13 protein-coding genes are annotated in these 16,057 nt (G+C 66.1%); 5 read left to right on the top strand and 8 right to left on the bottom strand.

Annotation, left to right across the window (positions count from 1 at the left end):
- Positions 1-35 precede the first annotated feature (35 nt).
- Entirely contained in the window at positions 36-1,574 is a 1,539-nt protein-coding gene (locus AC4ELS_RS22550) for a BamB-related PQQ repeat family beta-propellar protein (protein ID WP_499049372.1), read from the bottom strand.
- Between the two features lie 161 nt (positions 1,575-1,735).
- On the opposite strand from AC4ELS_RS22550, the gene AC4ELS_RS22545 reads away from it, so the two are divergent.
- Together AC4ELS_RS22545 and AC4ELS_RS22540 are read left to right on the top strand one after the other, a co-directional pair.
- Positions 1,736-2,401, top strand: a complete 666-nt coding sequence (locus AC4ELS_RS22545) for a DUF6891 domain-containing protein (protein ID WP_499049370.1) — start codon at positions 1,736-1,738, stop codon at positions 2,399-2,401.
- A gap of 66 nt (positions 2,402-2,467) precedes the next feature.
- Positions 2,468-3,013, top strand: coding sequence for a hypothetical protein (locus AC4ELS_RS22540; protein WP_499049368.1), 546 nt, complete (start codon positions 2,468-2,470; stop codon positions 3,011-3,013).
- Here AC4ELS_RS22540 and AC4ELS_RS22535 read toward each other — a convergent pair.
- From AC4ELS_RS22535 to groES, 4 genes are all read right to left on the bottom strand, one after another.
- A complete protein-coding gene (locus AC4ELS_RS22535) occupies positions 2,976-3,455 on the bottom strand; it encodes an SRPBCC family protein (RefSeq protein ID WP_499049366.1) in 480 nt (159 codons plus the stop codon). The two genes, AC4ELS_RS22540 and AC4ELS_RS22535, sit on opposite strands and share 38 nt — an antisense overlap.
- A gap of 22 nt (positions 3,456-3,477) precedes the next feature.
- Positions 3,478-4,992 (bottom strand): adenylate/guanylate cyclase domain-containing protein, encoded by a 1,515-nt coding sequence (locus AC4ELS_RS22530; protein ID WP_499049364.1) that lies wholly within the window; start codon positions 4,990-4,992, stop codon positions 3,478-3,480.
- Positions 4,993-5,421: 429 nt separating this feature from the next.
- Entirely contained in the window at positions 5,422-7,041 is a 1,620-nt protein-coding gene (gene groL / locus AC4ELS_RS22525; protein ID WP_055109763.1) for a chaperonin GroEL, read from the bottom strand.
- Between the two features lie 87 nt (positions 7,042-7,128).
- Positions 7,129-7,431: a co-chaperone GroES gene (gene groES / locus AC4ELS_RS22520; protein WP_036390082.1), complete on the bottom strand. Its 303-nt coding sequence runs from the start codon at positions 7,429-7,431 to the stop codon at positions 7,129-7,131.
- A gap of 258 nt (positions 7,432-7,689) precedes the next feature.
- Here groES and AC4ELS_RS22515 point away from each other — a divergent pair, with 258 nt between their 5' ends.
- Positions 7,690-8,982 carry an HNH endonuclease signature motif containing protein gene (locus AC4ELS_RS22515; protein ID WP_499049362.1) on the top strand — a complete coding sequence of 431 codons (1,293 nt, stop codon included), beginning with the start codon at positions 7,690-7,692 and terminating at the stop codon, positions 8,980-8,982.
- On the opposite strand, the gene AC4ELS_RS22510 is transcribed toward AC4ELS_RS22515, so the two are convergent.
- The 3 genes from AC4ELS_RS22510 to AC4ELS_RS22500 are packed head-to-tail and all read right to left on the bottom strand — an operon-like array spanning position 8,917 to position 13,204.
- A complete protein-coding gene (locus AC4ELS_RS22510) occupies positions 8,917-10,584 on the bottom strand; it encodes a diol dehydratase reactivase ATPase-like domain-containing protein (RefSeq protein WP_499049360.1) in 1,668 nt (555 codons plus the stop codon). The two genes, AC4ELS_RS22515 and AC4ELS_RS22510, sit on opposite strands and share 66 nt — an antisense overlap.
- Complete coding sequence (locus AC4ELS_RS22505) at positions 10,581-10,940, bottom strand: diol dehydratase small subunit (RefSeq protein ID WP_448445745.1); 360 nt, start codon at positions 10,938-10,940, stop codon at positions 10,581-10,583. Before AC4ELS_RS22505 ends, AC4ELS_RS22510 begins: the two co-directional genes overlap by 4 nt.
- The gene (locus AC4ELS_RS22500) at positions 10,937-13,204 is read right to left on the bottom strand and encodes a propanediol/glycerol family dehydratase large subunit (protein WP_448445747.1); all 2,268 of its coding nucleotides are present in this window, start codon (positions 13,202-13,204) and stop codon (positions 10,937-10,939) included. Before AC4ELS_RS22500 ends, AC4ELS_RS22505 begins: the two co-directional genes overlap by 4 nt.
- A gap of 263 nt (positions 13,205-13,467) precedes the next feature.
- Between AC4ELS_RS22500 and AC4ELS_RS22495 the strand changes: the two genes are divergently transcribed.
- Both AC4ELS_RS22495 and AC4ELS_RS22490 read left to right on the top strand, forming a co-directional pair.
- Positions 13,468-14,910, top strand: a complete 1,443-nt coding sequence (locus tag AC4ELS_RS22495; RefSeq protein ID WP_064878338.1) for an APC family permease — start codon at positions 13,468-13,470, stop codon at positions 14,908-14,910.
- A gap of 112 nt (positions 14,911-15,022) precedes the next feature.
- Positions 15,023-16,057, top strand: a complete 1,035-nt coding sequence (locus AC4ELS_RS22490; RefSeq protein ID WP_499049358.1) for a PucR family transcriptional regulator — start codon at positions 15,023-15,025, stop codon at positions 16,055-16,057.

Here is a 16,057-nt window from a genome sequence, read left to right as displayed (position 1 = left end):
CAATGGTCGTTGCCGTGCGGAGCTGATGGCGCGTGTCAAATCACCCGAATCACGATGTTGCGATCGGAGATATACGCTCCGCCCGACACCCAGACTTGGTCAGAGCCATCGTCAAACTTCTTCCGCCACAACTCCTTCCCACTGGCGTCGACACAGATCACATCCCGTTGGTCACGGTACAAGTACCGCGCACCATCGGATCCGAGGAAGAAGGTCATCTGCACATTCGCGGTTGGCGCAACGTTGACATCCTGGCAACTACCAGCCTTCAGCTTGGCATCCGAGGTCTCTTGCACACCGATCACGCACAATTCGCCACTGCCGAATCCCCCGATCATGTTGGCAAGCACCGCATCTGCGCCGGCGGGATACGTCCAGAGAATGCGTCCGGATTGCCCGTCGAACGCACGGAAGTCGCCGGTAGATCGGTTGTAGGCCAGCGGATAGTAGAAACCTGACGACCCGTACGGGTCGTTGTCGGGACGCCCCAAGGGAAATTGGTATATTCCGGAGCCCGCATTGCCCATCAGTGTGTATCCCTCGCTGGGCACAGTGGCGGTGTTTCTACCGCTGAAGTCAAAGAACTTGAACGAGTTTGCAAATGCCACCGCGAATCCCGATGCAAAAGCGGTATTCGAGGTGCTCGGTTCGCTCACGATGGGCTTCCCGGTGTTGGCGTCAAGCACCTCATGCTCGGTGATGACGACCCCTTGATCGCCGAACACCGAGACGCCGTCATGCCGAACACGCCATGCCTCGTTGCCGTCCGCGCCATACGAGACCAGTTCATTGCGAAAAACGACAGCGATGCCGTCACCGCTTCCTTGAAGATTGGTTATCCGGTCCGACGGCAACGAAGGCTGGCTCAATATGCGTCCGGTTGCCACGTCGAGGAACACCAGCACCTCGGGATCTCCACAGCAGAGATTCAGATTGAGTCCACATCCCATGGTCTTTGCCGAGCGGGTGATGACACACTTGGCACTCCCAAACCGGTTGATATTGACCGTGGGCGGCTTGACTCCTTGCGACCAGCGTGGTTCGCCGGTCTCCTTGTCCAAGGCCATCACGCCTTGATCCGACCCGACCACCACGGTGTAGGCATCGCCGCCGAGCACGTAGGCATCAATGCCGGTCTCGTAGGTCCAGCGTGGTGTGTCGATCGGCTGCTCAAGCGAGGGCAACGCTACGTCGGCCGGCGGACGTAAGTCGCCCAGCGGCGGCACGGACGCCGGCAGCGGTCCCCCGCCGGCCGCAGTCACCTCGCCGGCCCCGCCGCCGCGGTTCAACCACCACAGAAGAGTGCCGATACCCGCGGACGCGACGACGACGGCAGCCACCACGGTGAGCACCAACCACACCTTGCGCTTCTTGCGCGGAGGTTCGGGCGGTGGCACTGCCGGTTGATATCCGGCCTGAAAAACCGGAGGAAACTGACCGAACGACGGGTCCGCCGGTGGGAATTGAGGACCACCGCCCTGGAACGGACTCGCCGGCGGCTGGTTGCCGAAGGGGTTCGAGTGAGGGTTCGGCGCGCCCCCCGCCGACGAAAACGGGTCGTTCGGATAAGTCACCGTCATTCCGTACCACGCCGCCAGGCCGGTAGCAATGTTGTGCGGTTTGCCGACGTGGCTGCCATCCCCCGCTTTTCGTGCACGCGTCGACTCGTAACGGCGGTTACGATCGCCCCGCCGGGCGGATTCGCCCGTCCCCACAACATCTGGAGGCCAGCGCTGTGAGCGCACCGTCGAACCCGAACGTGATCCCCGCGTACGCCGCGCTTCCCGACCTCGCGTTGGACGACGAGGACCGCGCCACTTTGACCTCAGAGATCTGGGGCATGCTGGTCACCGGCAACGACGACGTCGAGGACTTCCTCGACACCTATGCCGAGGACTACGAGCTCACCGAGGAACAGCTCACAGTCGCCTTCACGTCGCTACGCGAAGCGAGACTGCGCCAGCAGACCGAGATCGGTGACTACCGGTCCCGGACACACGCGGCGTTCGAGGAACTCAACGCCAACGGCGTGATTGCGCGCGCCGACTTTTCCTGCTGCGGAACCTGCGCGTCAGCCGAGATCGGCGACGAGCGCGACGACAGCCGCCACTGGAGCGGCTACATCTACTTCCACAGCCAGGACACCGACCGCCTGGTCGAGGACGGCGCCACCTATGTCGGCTATGGAGCGTTCGAGCCGGAGAACTTCGACGAGGAGGCCTACAACCGGCTGAGCGATCAGGCGAAGGAAGACCTTTACACCAGCGACGTGACCCGGATGCTCGACCAGGTGGTGTTCCCCATCGTGCGGCGCCACGGCATCGAGCCGGAGTGGAACCGCGACCTCGGAACGCGGGTGCTGCTCACCAACGCCGACTGGTACGCGCCGATCGAGAGCTGACGATCTGTAACTCCTGTGGCGGGCGCGCCGACATACAGTTCAGCGCGTCCGAAGGAGGTTAGCCCGATGCCGAATCATCGTCGCCGCGCAATGACCGCCGTCGGTGCTGCGGCGGCTGCGCTTGCCGTTCCGGCCGTCCTCAATGTCCCTTCGGCCCACGCGGCCCCGCTGCCGGGTTTCTGTGTGCCGCCCAACGTCGTCGACAACGTGTGCACCGCGCGACTGACATCCGTGACGGCCGATGTGATCGACGGGACGATCACCGGGACGCCGGTCGGCGGCGGGTCGGCGATCACCCTTGCAGGACAAGCGGATGCGTACCTGACATCGACCGGATTCGGCGATACGCCGCCGGACCCGGTTCAAGAATGGGACACCCAGATCGACAAGGTCGGCAACCTCGACACCTCGCCCTCCAACCCCAATTGGTACGGCAACGCGAAGGCCAGGGTCTTCCTGCCCCGGACACTGAACGACCTGGCTTCCAAGTTTCCTCCCGACACCCTGATCGTGCGGTTCGTGTCCGACGACGCCCGGCCGGACGCGTTGCGGTTGGTGTCGATTCAGCCGACCGCTACACCCGAGCCTGCGCCAGGCCGGCCAGGTGCTTGAGCGAGTTGTCCAGGTGCTGCCGGTCGAACGGCGGGAACTCGATCTCATTGCGAAGCGCGGGCGGCACCGCCGACCAGTCGTACGTGAGGGTGACCTCGGTCCGGTCGTCGCCGCGCGGCTCAAGGTCATAGCGCCAGATCCAGCCGCCGAACTCGATATTGGCGTCGTCATCGCCCTGGCCCGGTAGCCACGCAATCGCACACGGAGGCTCGAAAACCTCGACCCGGTTGGCCATTTCGTAGTGCATGCCGCCGTAGTTGTCGTGGTACATCGCCATCCGGAAGATCTGGCCGGTGTCGGTCAGCGGCTTGCCGTCGAGTGACTCGCGCACCCAGCCGGTGCCGTCGATCGCCTGGTGGGTGGTCGGGTCGGCCAGCACCGCGAACACGGTTTCGGCCGGCGCGTTGATGATGCACGTGGCGCTCATGGTTTCGTCAGACATACCCGTACCGACCTGCGATGGCTCACAAACTCATCGACGGATCAAGCGCGAATACCTGTACCGCTGCTGACTTGCCTTTCAGCTCGTGAGGCCCGCGATCGGCGAGTCCGGCTGGACGCACGTACATGGCGTCGACGGCCGGCTGGGTCAGCAGGATGAGATCGCCGGTTGCCTTGTTCAGTTGCTCGACGCGGGCGGCCACATTGACGGCGTCACCGATCAGCGTGAACTCCAACTTGCCCCCGCCGCCGATGGTGCCGGCGATCACCAGGCCGGTATTGATACCGATCCCGATCCGTAGTGCGCCCTCGAATCGTTCGGCGACCAGTCGCTGCATCGACACCGCGGCACTTACCGCGGCGTCGGCATGATTGGCAAGTTCATTCGGCGCCCCGAACACCGCCAGCGCGCCGTCACCGAGGAACTTGTTGACGTGCCCTCCTGCGTCGACCACAGCGGGCACGACGATTTCGAACAGAGCGTTCAAGCGTGCCACGGTGTCTTCTGCGGTGTTTGCCTCGGCGAACGGAGTGAAATCTCGGACGTCGATGAACATCACCGTCACCTCACGACGCTCACCGGTGAACACATCGTCGCCTTGTTCAAGTAGCCGCGTGGCCAGGACCGGGTCGACATAGGTGCCGAATGCCGCGTGAAGCCGCTGCCGCTCGGCCAAGCCCGCCTGCATCCGGTTGAATGACGCTGCCAGAGCGCCCAAGTCATCGTCCTGAACCACCGGCAGCCGTTGGCTATAGTCGCCCACCGCAACACGTTCCGTCCCCTCGGCGAGATCGCGAAGGGGACGCAACGACGGCGCGAATGAAGCGCCGACGGTGATCGGTACGGCGAAGACGAGCGTCAGCCCCGACCCGATCACGACGACGAGCACCGGTATTTCACTGACCCGATTGACAGCCGCCGCCAACATGGCGCCGGCGAGCGCGAAAATGAACGCCGTGGCAAGCACCGACAGGTCCGACCACCGGGCGAAAGTTGGGTGCGCGCGGGGCAGTTCGTCACCCGCTGCAGTGTCGGCAGTGAGCGCAACCCTGGCTGGCCGCATGGCGGCTTCCGGATAACTGTGTACTGCGACCAGCACCGCCGAAGCCCCCGAAGCCGCGCCCAGAATCGCGTACTGGACCAACCGTGCTCCGGTCGCCCCGGCGATCGCACCCACAATGACGAATGCCAACGCGATGAAAACCCCATTGGCCCACAATGCTCGGCGCCCTGCCAACCGACTCCAGGTGTAGGTGGCGTCCAGCACCCGAACCCGATCGACGTCGTGCCCGGCTACCCACCGCTCCACGAGACGGCTTCCGCCGAACCCTGGCAGGGCCGTCACATATTCGGTCACCACTACCGCACCAAGGGTCACCGCGGCCGCCGCGACATAGCGGTCCGACCGCTCCAGAGCCACGATCATGAGCGCCAACACCAGGTAGACCGAGAGCAGTTCGGCGACGGTGACCGCGAAGATCACCCACGAGTACCGCGCTGCATAGCGATCCCACGCCCACTGCCAGATGCGATTCATGGCACGACAGCATTCAACCCACGTAGTGGTGGGTTTCGCCGCACCCGCGTCCCCAGGTAGGAGAACACATCATCAGGAACTTGGGCCAGATCGACGGTCTGCCGCTCGACTGCCATCCTGGCCTCCCTCGGTGGTTACCAGGAAACGCTATTTCGCTTTGCACAGTGGCGAATGAGTAGCCTCCTACTCGTTTCGGAGGACAATCTCATAAGCCATCGCGCAATGCAGTGACAACCTGCGAACGCTCCTCAAGAGTGGCCGGATGGGGTTGCTCCCAGGCGAAGTAAAACATCCACGCCCATCGGTCCGAGGGACTTTCCCCGCAGCCAAGGGGCGACAGACTGAGTACGTCCACGTTCGCAGCCTCACCGCGTCCCACCACGAAAACACCCCCGGCCCAAAAGGACCGGGGGTGTTCTACGTGACTACTTAGTGAGCGTGGCCGTGATGGCCGTGCCCGTGATCTTCTTCCTCGGCCGGCTTGTCCACGACGGCCGTCTCGGTCGTCAGGATCATCCGCGCCACGGATGCGGCGTTGAGCACCGCCGAGCGGGTCACCTTGGCCGGATCCACGATGCCCTCGGCGACCAGGTCACCGTAGGTCAGGGTGGCGGCGTTGAAGCCCTGCCCGTTGGACTGCTCGCTGACCTTGTTCACCACAACGGAGCCGTCCAGGCCGGCGTTGGTGGCGATCCAGTACAGCGGGGCCGACAGCGCGGAGGAGAAGACGTCGACACCGAGAGCCTCGTCGCCCTTGACCTCGCCGCGCAGCTTGTCGAGGGCCGCGCGGGCCTGCACGAGTGCCGCGCCACCACCGGTGACGATGCCCTCCTCGACGGCAGCCTTGGCCGCCGCGACGGCGTCCTCGACCGCTTCCTTGCGCTTCTTCAGGTCGGTCTCGGTGGCCGCGCCGACCTTGATCACCGCGACGCCACCGGACAGCTTGGCCAGCCGCTCCTGCAGCTTCTCCCGATCCCAGTCGGAATCGGTGGTCTCGATCTCGGCCTTGAGCTGCTTGACGCGGTCGGCGACCGCGTCCTTGGAGCCGCCACCGTCGACGATCACGGTGCTGTCCTTGGTGACCACGACGCGACGGGCCGAGCCCAGCACGTCGAGGCCGGCCTCGCGCAGCACCAGGCCCACGTCGGGGTTGACTACCTGGCCACCGGTGACGATGGCGAGATCGTCCAGGAACGCCTTGCGACGATCGCCGAAGAACGGCGCCTTGACGGCGACGGCCTTGAGCGTCTTGCGGATGGCGTTGACGACCAGCGTGGACAGGGCCTCGCCCTCGATGTCCTCGGCGATGATCAGCAGCGGCTTGCCCGATTCGGCGACCTTCTCCAGCAACGGCAGCAGGTCCGGCAGCGAGCTGATCTTGTCGCGGTGCAGCAGCACCACCGCGTCCTCGAGCACCGCTTCCTGCGAGTCGAAGTCGTTGACGAAGTAGGCCGAGATGAAGCCCTTGTCGAAGCCGACACCCTCGGTGACCTCGAGCTCGGTGTTGAGCGTCGAAGACTCTTCGATGGTGACGACACCGTCGTGACCGACCTTGGTCATGGCCTCGCCGACCAACTGGCCGATCTGCTCATCGCGTGAGGACACCGTGGCGACCTGGGCGATGGCCTTTTCGTCCGACACCGGGGTGGCCGCGGCCAGCAGGGCCTCGGACACGGCGTCGGCGGCCTTGCTGATGCCCTGCCCCAGGGCGATGGGGTTGGCACCGGCCGCGACGTTGCGCAGCCCCGCCTTGACCAGAGCCTGTGCCAGGACGGTGGCGGTGGTGGTGCCGTCGCCTGCGACGTCGTTGGTCTTGGTGGCCACCGACTTCACCAGCTGGGCACCGAGGTTCTCGAACGGGTCTTCCAGGTCGATCTCGCGTGCGATGGTCACACCGTCATTGGTGACCTGCGGGCCGCCGAAAGCCTTGGCGAGCACCACGTTCCGACCGCGCGGACCCAGCGTCACCTTGACCGCATCGGCGAGCTTGTCGACGCCGGCCTCCATGGCACGGCGCGCAGTCTCGTTGAACTCAATCTGCTTGCTCATAAGTCTCTTTCATGACTCCTAACGCATACCGCCCCGGAAACCGCCCGCACTGAAACGCGGGGATCTCCGGGGCGGACGCACGAGTACTTACTTAGCGACGACAGCCAGCACGTCGCGGGCGGACAGGATCAGGTACTCCTCGCCGTTGTACTTGATCTCGGTGCCGCCGTACTTGCTGTAGATGACGGTGTCGCCCTCGGCAACGTCCAGGGGGATCCGCTTCTCGCCATCCTCATCCCAGCGGCCGGGGCCAACTGCGACGACGGTGCCTTCCTGCGGCTTTTCCTTGGCGGTGTCGGGGATAACCAGACCGGAAGCGGTCGTGGTCTCGGCCGCGTTGGCCTGAACGAGGATCTTGTCCTCGAGTGGCTTGATGTTGACTGCCACGATGGAAGCCCTCCACTTTTTCGGGTATCGAGTCCCGGTGTGCTCCGGGGCCCTCGGGTTAACCAGGTGTTCGGCATGCGCCCGTACCCCTCGCTCCGTCGTCGCGGGTGCCGGCGCTGGGGGTTGGCCGCGTGCCACCTAGCACTCTATACATGCGAGTGCTAGCACTCAAGGGTGGGTTGTGCGCCGCCCGCGAACTCATCTACGGGCTGAAACCCTGTCAAAAAGATCGAGTCAGTGAACGGTGCTACACTCGAACACATGTTCGAAGTTGGTTGGAACATCGACCCCGACGCCACGGAAGCGGCGTTGGTCGACCAGCTAGCTGCGATGACCCGCGCGACCGCTGGCATTGCCGCGGCACAGGCCAGAGTGACGACGATGCTGGAAGCCAAGCGTCTCGCCCGTAAGGCCGCTGAGGGTGTGCCTGCCGCCAAACGCGCTCAAGGGCTGGCGTCCGAGGTGGGACTGGCCCGCAAATCCTCCCCTTGGCACGGGGCCAAGTATCTGAAGATGTCCAGGATCCTGGTCGACGACATGCCCTACACGCTCGCGGCTCTGCAGTCCGGCGTGCTTACCGAAGACCGGGCGATGATCATCGTGGACCAGGCCGCCTGTCTGTCACCAGCAGATCGACACGCGATGGACGCCGAACTGTGCGCGGATCCTGCCGTGCTGGATGGTCTGGGGGACAGAAAGGTTGAGGCTGAGGCCGGCCGGGTGGCTTTTCGGCTCGACCACGACGCGGTGATGTCGCGCATCAGCCGCCATCAGTGCGATCGCACTGTCACGCTGCGTCCGGCCCCGCACGGCATGGCGTACGTGACGGCGCTGCTGACCTCCGCAGAAGGCGTTACGGCCTATCAAGCGCTGCAGGCGGAGGCCGCCGCCGCCGGGGCCGCCTCGATCGCCGCCGGAGGTGGATGCCAGGGGCGAGGCCCGTTGATGGCCGATGCCTTCTACCGACGGGCCACCGGGCGTGAGGTCGAAGCCGCGGTCCCGGTCGCGCTCAATCTGGTGGTCTCCGACGAGAGCCTGTTGGCCCAGGGTTCCGAACCGGCGGTGCTGCAGGGATACGGCCCCATCCCGGCAGAGGTGGCCCGACAGATGGCCTTGGCGGCGCTGCTGGACCCCCAGGCCGAGGCCGCGGTGCGCAAGCTCTACGCCGATCCGGCCACCGGCAACCTGGTCGCCATGGAGTCCACCGCCCGGGCGTTCCCCAAGGGGCTGCGCTGGCTGATCGCCATGCGCGACCAAAAGTGCCGCACGCCGTATTGCGACGCCCCCATCCGGCACATCGACCACATCACCCGGCACGCCGACGGTGGCGCGACCACCTCCGTCAACGGGCAAGGGCTTTGCGAACGCTGCAATTACGCAAAGGAAAGCCCCGGGTGGCAGACCGCGACCACCTACGACGGTTACGGCCGGCACACCACAGAACTCACCACGCCGACCGGCCGGACCTATCGAAGTACCGCCCCGCCGCTACCCACCGGCGCGCGGGTGTTCACCAGCGACATCCACGTCGTGCGCATTCACGCTGCCGCCTGACCGGTCGACCCGGTCCAGCTCTTCATCCCTCGGCGCGCCGGCAGGCATCTGCGCCACCATGGCCACCAGTCCGTAGGCCACCGCGAACCGATGCCCCAGCTGACCGGCCACGTTTCCCCGGCCCACACTCACGTCGTGGCCGAGCTGCTCGCTGACGGCCCGGACCAGTTCGTCGTCACTGGCGCCACCTCCGACGAGCAGCACTCCGGTCACTCCGGGGGCCGCCTGCTCGATACCCCGCATCACGTTGCCACCGATCACCTGTCGTTTGGCGGCCAGGCGCCAACCGCGCCACTCGGCACCCGACAGCCGTGACGTGAAGGGCAGCCAACCGCTGGGGGCGGCCGTCAGCAACCACCCACTGCACCGGCCGCTGACCGGCGTGTCCAAGAACTGTCGCCGGCCGTGTTCGTCCTCGATGATCTGGACGGTGACGGCCGTGACCGCCTCCGCCCGTTTGGCGTATTCGGCGGCGCTTCGGGAGATGTCCAGGGCGGTGGCCGTCGCCGCCGTCAGCAGCTGTCCCGCACCCGGCAGCACGATGCGGGATCCGTCGGACACGACGTCGACGGTGCCCCCGCCGACATCCACCACTACGACCTCGGGGGTGATCCCGGGAGTGGTGAGAGCGCCGACGCGGGCCGCTGCGGCTTCCGAGTCGACGCGCGTCACCGGCACACCCAACGCCCGGGCCAACTCGTCGGCCCCGGCCGGCGGCTCCTGCTCGCCGGCCATGTTCGCCATCACCAGGCTGTCCACGGTGACCGATCCGCGCCGCGAATTGGCTTGCGCCGCGATGTCGGCGAGGTAGACGACGTGGGCGCTCTCCCCCATGGGCCGGACGACGGGTGCGGCAGCCACCGGTTCGGAATCGCCGAGGCTGACCACAGCGCAGGCACTGTCGAACAGTTGATCGGCGATCACACGGGCATCGGCCCGCTCGGCCTCACCCAGCCCGAACGCATCGACGAGCCAGAAGGGATCGGTGAGGTGTTGCAGAGGTGCGACGCCCTGGCGTACTTCGACGGCGACGCGGGCAGCCGGCAGCAGCGACTTGATATCGACGTCGTCGACGACGGGCAGAGCAGTGTTCAGCCGATTCGACACCAGCACGGCCTCATCGTTGGCCGTCAACACCGCGGTGACCTTGCATCCTTGGGCTACAGCGTCATTCACGCGCTGCGCGACCTCACGGTATCCCCACTGCGCCGTGGCGCAAGCGACGACCGGGCGGCCGGGATCCACGTCACCGAGGCACTCGACCGGAACCGGCTGCCCCACACCGACCGCATCCCCCGCGGTGGTGGCGGCCGACCGGGTGACGATCGTCAGCCTGCCTGTCCGTCGGGTCTCGAGCTGAACCTGTTCGACGGTGGACTTCACGGGCGGAGTCGGGGCGAAGGCCGCCCGGTCGATCACCAGCCCATGCGACTCGGCCAGGCGCCGCACCAACTGCGCAGCGCCCTGCACCGCCCGGGGCGATCCCTTGCCACCACGGGTCGGGGTGCGGGCGCTGGCCAGCACCGTCAGTTCGGCGTCCATCCGGCAGAGCACCACCTCGGTGGTGGAGTTGCCGATGTCGACACCGGCCCAGACGGTCACCGCAGCAGGCCGCGCCGCTGGTAGGCCGTCGCGGCCTCCCGGACGAGTGCGGCGCAGGTGGGTGCGTCCCGGTCGGCGAGACGTTGTGCCAGTTCCTGCAATTCGGCGAAGCTCGACCGGCGGGGCCTGAGCGCCTCGTAGGCGTCAAGCATCTCCTCGGAGCTGAGTGCGGTCATCTCAGCAGCCCGCCGCAGGTTCATCGCCAATTGCAGGGATCCGGAGCGCTCCGCGATATCGGCTTGGGACAGAAGGGTTTCGCGGCTGATCCGGATGTCGTCGAGAACCAGTTCGCCGTTGCGGGCGGCCTCGACCGTCACCTCGGTAAGGCTGCGGCCCGAGTGTGCGGTGATCGTCATCGCTTGAGCTCCAATTCCATGTTCAGGCCGTGGTCGTCGCACTCGGACCGTTCGATCGCCACCATCGACACGACTCTGGTGTGGTAGCGGGCGGTGATCGCCTCGTCGGTGTACGCGTTGCGCATCGGGGCAGGTGTCGCACCCTTGGCGTGCCGGCCGGCGTTGATGCCGATCAGCCGGTACATCTCCGGGGTGATCAGTGGTGCCACACTGAGCAATTCGAGGTTGGCCAACGGCGGGAGATCACGGCGGTGGATCAGTGTGGTCCCCTTGGCCTGAAGCCCGACACCGATCCCGGATCCGGACAGCCGGGCCGCGGACTTGCCGATCACCCCGAGATCCACGGAGTCGGCGATCCGAACCAGGCGCGGTACACACTGCTCCTCTTCCAGTCCGGCCAGGATCTGTTCCAGCGCGTCGTAGACGGTCATCCCCGACAGGGTGCGAAACAGCTTGACGCCGAACGCGGGAGACACCCCGATGACCACTTCGCGGGGATCTTCTCCCACATCCGCGACCCCGCTCACGATAAGCCGATCCGGATGGGCGAAGGTCGCCTGCTCCTTGACCAGGTCCGTCACCGACCGCGCCTGACGCACGGCATCGATCTGAGCCTGACGCTCCGCCGTCGGCCGGTACCCGGTGCCGGGACCGCGGTAGTCGTTCGGATCCTGCAGCGCTGACAGCACATTCATCTGTTCGTCGAAGATCGCCGCGGTCTGCAGGTAGTCGCCGGTGACGCGGGCCTTGGCCATGTTCAGGACCCGTTCGGCGATATCGGTGAATCCCGTCTCGGCGAGCGCGGCGACGATGTCGAGGACCGTCAGACCCGACTGCTCGATCATCCGGGCGGCGCTGAGCACCTTCACCCCGTCGGTGGGCGGCAGGTCCTTGGAACCCGCCGCCCCGACAACGGTTTCCACATGCTCGTCGTCGAAATCGGCCAGCCCCAGATATTCGAATACCGCACGGGTGGCCTCGGCGGCCTGCCGGCGCATGGCTTCCAGAGTCGTCGGGTCCACCGACCGCAGCCCGCCGTCGACACCCCAGTCGCGCTGCATCACCAGATAGTCATCGAGGTCGGCGGCATTGAAGTTGGACGGGCCGAACATGTTGTCGTAGGCCACCACCGAACCGAAGCCGGAGAAGATGAAATCCGATCCGGACAACAGAACCGGCAACGTCCGACTGGTTCGCCGCATCGTGGACTCGGAGACCAGCGAGTCGTTGCCGCTGCAGGATTCCAGCCCGCGCAACATGACCATCAGGTTCTCGGCGATGAGTTCGCGGACACCGCCCGGCACCGACGCGGTGATCGAGGCGCCGTCGATGCCACCGTTCTGAACCCCCTGTGCGCCAATCCCTTTGGCCAGGGCGACGCAGCGGGACTCCAGGTAGTTCATCGACTTGCGCTCGGCCTGGCCCATCAGCACCTCCGAGCCTGCCCCGCTGGACAGCCGCATCTTGATACCGCGGGAGGCGTAGGACGAAGTGAGAAACGCCTTTGACCACGGGGTGTCGTCACCGTCGGTGAACACCTGCTCGGTGCCGTACACCGAGACCGTCTCGGCGTAGGACACCAGGCCGCGGACCCCGAGTTCCAGCTCGCGCGCCTCCTCGACCGAGCACTGTGTCAGCGCCCCGGGCGCGGGTACCTGCGACCCGATGAGCAGGCCGACAGCGACGGCCGGGGCGTCGTCGAGCACCGGGACGGTGGCTTCCAGCTCCCGGAACCCGTAGACGACCGCGGTGGCGGCATCTGCCGCGATGAGCAAGGGGTCGTCGAGGCGGTTGGTGACATGGGCCTGGTTCGCAGGCGTGCGGCGGGCCCGCATCTTCATCATCGCCATCTGGATCTCGACGGGCTGCAGGAGCGCCACCACCCGGGCCATCTTGGCCGGGGTCAATCCGCCGCAGACTCGCAGCACCTCCTCGCGCGGCACATCCGAGTGGACGATCATCCGGGCCAGCTCGACGTCACTCATCGCCATCGATCGCGGTGCCTCCGCAGGATCGACGGCGTAGCGGACGATGAACTCGTCGATGGTGTCGAAGTCGGCGACGGGCTTCGAATCCATCTCCACCACGGTGCCGTCGTCGGCCACCTTCCAGGACGGTTCCGGATCGTGGGGCGACAGATGGGAGATCATGCCCAGCTCGGGGTCGGCCTGGGCGAATCCATCCAGGTTGACGCGCTGCTCATCCAGCAGTCGGATGCGTCCCAGCCGGTGATCCTGCTCGGTTTCGCTGCTGTCCGGGTTCATTGCAGTCGTCGTACCTCTCTGTCGGCGCGACGGATGCGTCGCGTAACCGGCCAAGCATCGACTGGATGCCGCGGTGGAAACAACATCCACTCGGCACCTTCCAACAAAGTGTGTGACTGCGCGGCGGCCGATGTGAACTGGCTTACAACAAGGTGTTGGAAAGTGACCTACTGCAGTGGCGAAGCGGCCTGTGATTCTCGCAAACTTGCCCCGGACTTCACCCGGCCGCCAACTGCGGTCGGCAGTTAGGAGGAATCAACCCAATGACCGAGGTTGTCAACGCGGGCCAGAAGACCCCACCTGATACGTCATCGGACGGCCGTCCGGCCAAATTGCGCGGCCACCTCGGCGTGCCCGCGATCGTGCTGATGGTCGTGGCTGCCTCGGCGCCGCTGTCGACCATCGGCGGCAATGTGCCGATCGCGATGGCGTTGGGCAACACCACCGGCATCCCGGTCGCCTTCATCGTCGCGGGCGTCATCTTCGGCCTGTTCGCGGCCAGCTTCGTCGCGATGTCCAAGTACGTCACCGACGCCGGGGCCTTCTACGCCTACATCCGTGAGTCGCTCGGCCGGGCGGCCGGAACCGGAGCGGCCGTGCTCGCGCTCCCGGCCTACATGGCGACTCTGATCGCCGTGGCCGCCTACGACGGCGTCATCCTCAACGAACTGATCACCCGGTTCGGTGGACCCGATCTCCCCTGGTGGCTGTTGACCGGCGTAGTGCTGGCGGCCGTCGGTTGGCTCGGCTACCGCGACATCGACCTCAGCGCCAAGGTGCTCGGTGTCTTCCTGGTGTCCGAGGTCGCGATCCTCATGGTGGTGGATCTGGTCATCGTGGTGCGCGGCGGCGAGCACGGGCTCACCGGTGACTCGTTCACCCCGCAGGGCATCGCCGGCGGATTCGGCATCGCCCTGCTCTACGCCCTGTGGGGTTTCGTCGGCGTCGAGGCGACCGCGGTTTTCCGGGACGAGGCCAAGGACCCCGACCGCACCGTGCCCCGGGCCACCTACTGGGCGGTGGGCATCGTCGCGGTCTTCTACGCCTTCACCAGCTGGGCCCTCGTCGAGGGCAACGGCGGGCACGACGCCATCCAGCTCGCCACCGACGACCCCGACAACTTCATGGTGAACACCGCGGGCAAGTACCTCGGCATGGTCGGACGTGACCTGAACACCATCCTGTGGTCGGTCAGTGTCTTCGCATGTGCCCTCGCGTTCCACAACATCGCGTCTCGGTACGCGTTCGTGCTCGGACAGAGCGGCGTGTTCTCGAAGAAGATCGGCAAGGTGCACGAGCGTCACGGCTCACCGTCGAACGCCTCGCTGGTCATCACCGTGGCCTCGTTCGTCGTGATGGGGATCTGCGCCGCGCTTCAGCTGGACCCGGTGTTGCAGATCTTCGGACCGGGCGGTGGCCTCGGCATCCTGGCCCTCGCGCTGCTGTGGCTGCTGACCACGATCTCGGTGGTGATCTTCTTCGTCCGGCGGGGCAATTCGACCGGCAAGGTGGTGCTGGCCTCGTTCGCGACGCTCGCCCTGGCGGCGGCCCTGGTGCTGGTGGTGTCCAACCTGACCCTGGTGGTCGGCGGCACTCCCGCCCTGGCGGCGATCTTCGGTGTGATGCCACTGATCTTCTTCGCAGTAGGCATGCTGCTGAGCCGACGGTCCACCGAGGAACTAGCCTCGATCTCGTCCGTCGGCTGAACCAACCCCGACGGCGGTGGCCACCTGCCGGGCAGGTGGCCACCGCCGTCGCTGGTCGCTGATACCGTCGGCTTCGACGCACCGCCGAGCAGTTGATCAGAAGGGAAGCGGCATGTCCGAGGACTCGTCGCTGAGCGTGGCGGCGGTCTTGACGATTCCACCCCTGGACCAGGGTTCAGTGGTCGCCGGCCACCGCGGACTGGACCGCGAGGTCCGCTGGGTGGACATCATCCACGCACCCGCCGAGGACTTCGTCCGGCCCGGCGACCTGGTGCTCACCACCGGCGCCGACCTCAAACAACCCGGTGTGCGCGAATTCCTGGTCTCCCTGGTGGCCTCACCGGCCGCCGGCATCATTCTCAGCCCGCCCCCCGACGTGGACGCCCACGACCTCCTCGAGCTGCTGATCCCGCTCGCCGACCAGCATGCGTGTCCATTTGTGCTGCTGCCCTGGGAGATTGCCTTCGCCGACGTCCAGAAGACCATCCTGCCGCTGGTCGGTCCGTCTCCGCCGGAGACCGGGGTGCAGATGGTCATCGGTCGCCGCGTGCGCGACGATCCTCAGTGGGGCGAAGCCGCCGACAAGTTCGCCAACGCCCTGCGCGAATTGGCGCTCGCCGCCGGCCTGACAGTCACGTCGTCGGTGACCGACGACCTGGTCATGGGTCATTTCTCTTCGGCCCCAACGGAATCCACGGTTTCCGGGTTGGTCGAGTCCGCACAGCGACTCAGCGGGCTCCCCGAGGATCTCGTGACCTGGGCCCTGTTGGCGCCCGCACACGGCCATGCGGTCACCGTCGCGGCTCCGGTTTCGTCGCCACTGCCCGAAGGCCCGGTCGGTCCCATGCAGTTCGCCGAGGTGCTGCGTCAGCACCCGCGCAGCATGGCCACTGTCCTGCAGACGTTGCAGCCACTCGTCGAGTACGACAAGACCCGACGTGGGCAACTCGTGCACACCCTGGAGATCCTGCTCGACGAGGCCACCAACACCAGTGCGGCGGCGCGGGCGCTGTTCCTGAACCGCCACTCGCTGCTGTACCGGATCAAACTCATCGAGGAACTCACCGGGCTGTCACTCAAGAACCCCGCCGACCGTTTCCAGCTGGAGGTCAGTGTGCGGGTTCACCACATCAACGAAGCGCGCTGA

It is taken from the genome of Mycobacterium shunyiense (assembly GCF_058270035.1).
Note: the sequence above shows the minus strand (reverse complement) of the source record. Positions and strands in the feature narration are given on the sequence as shown.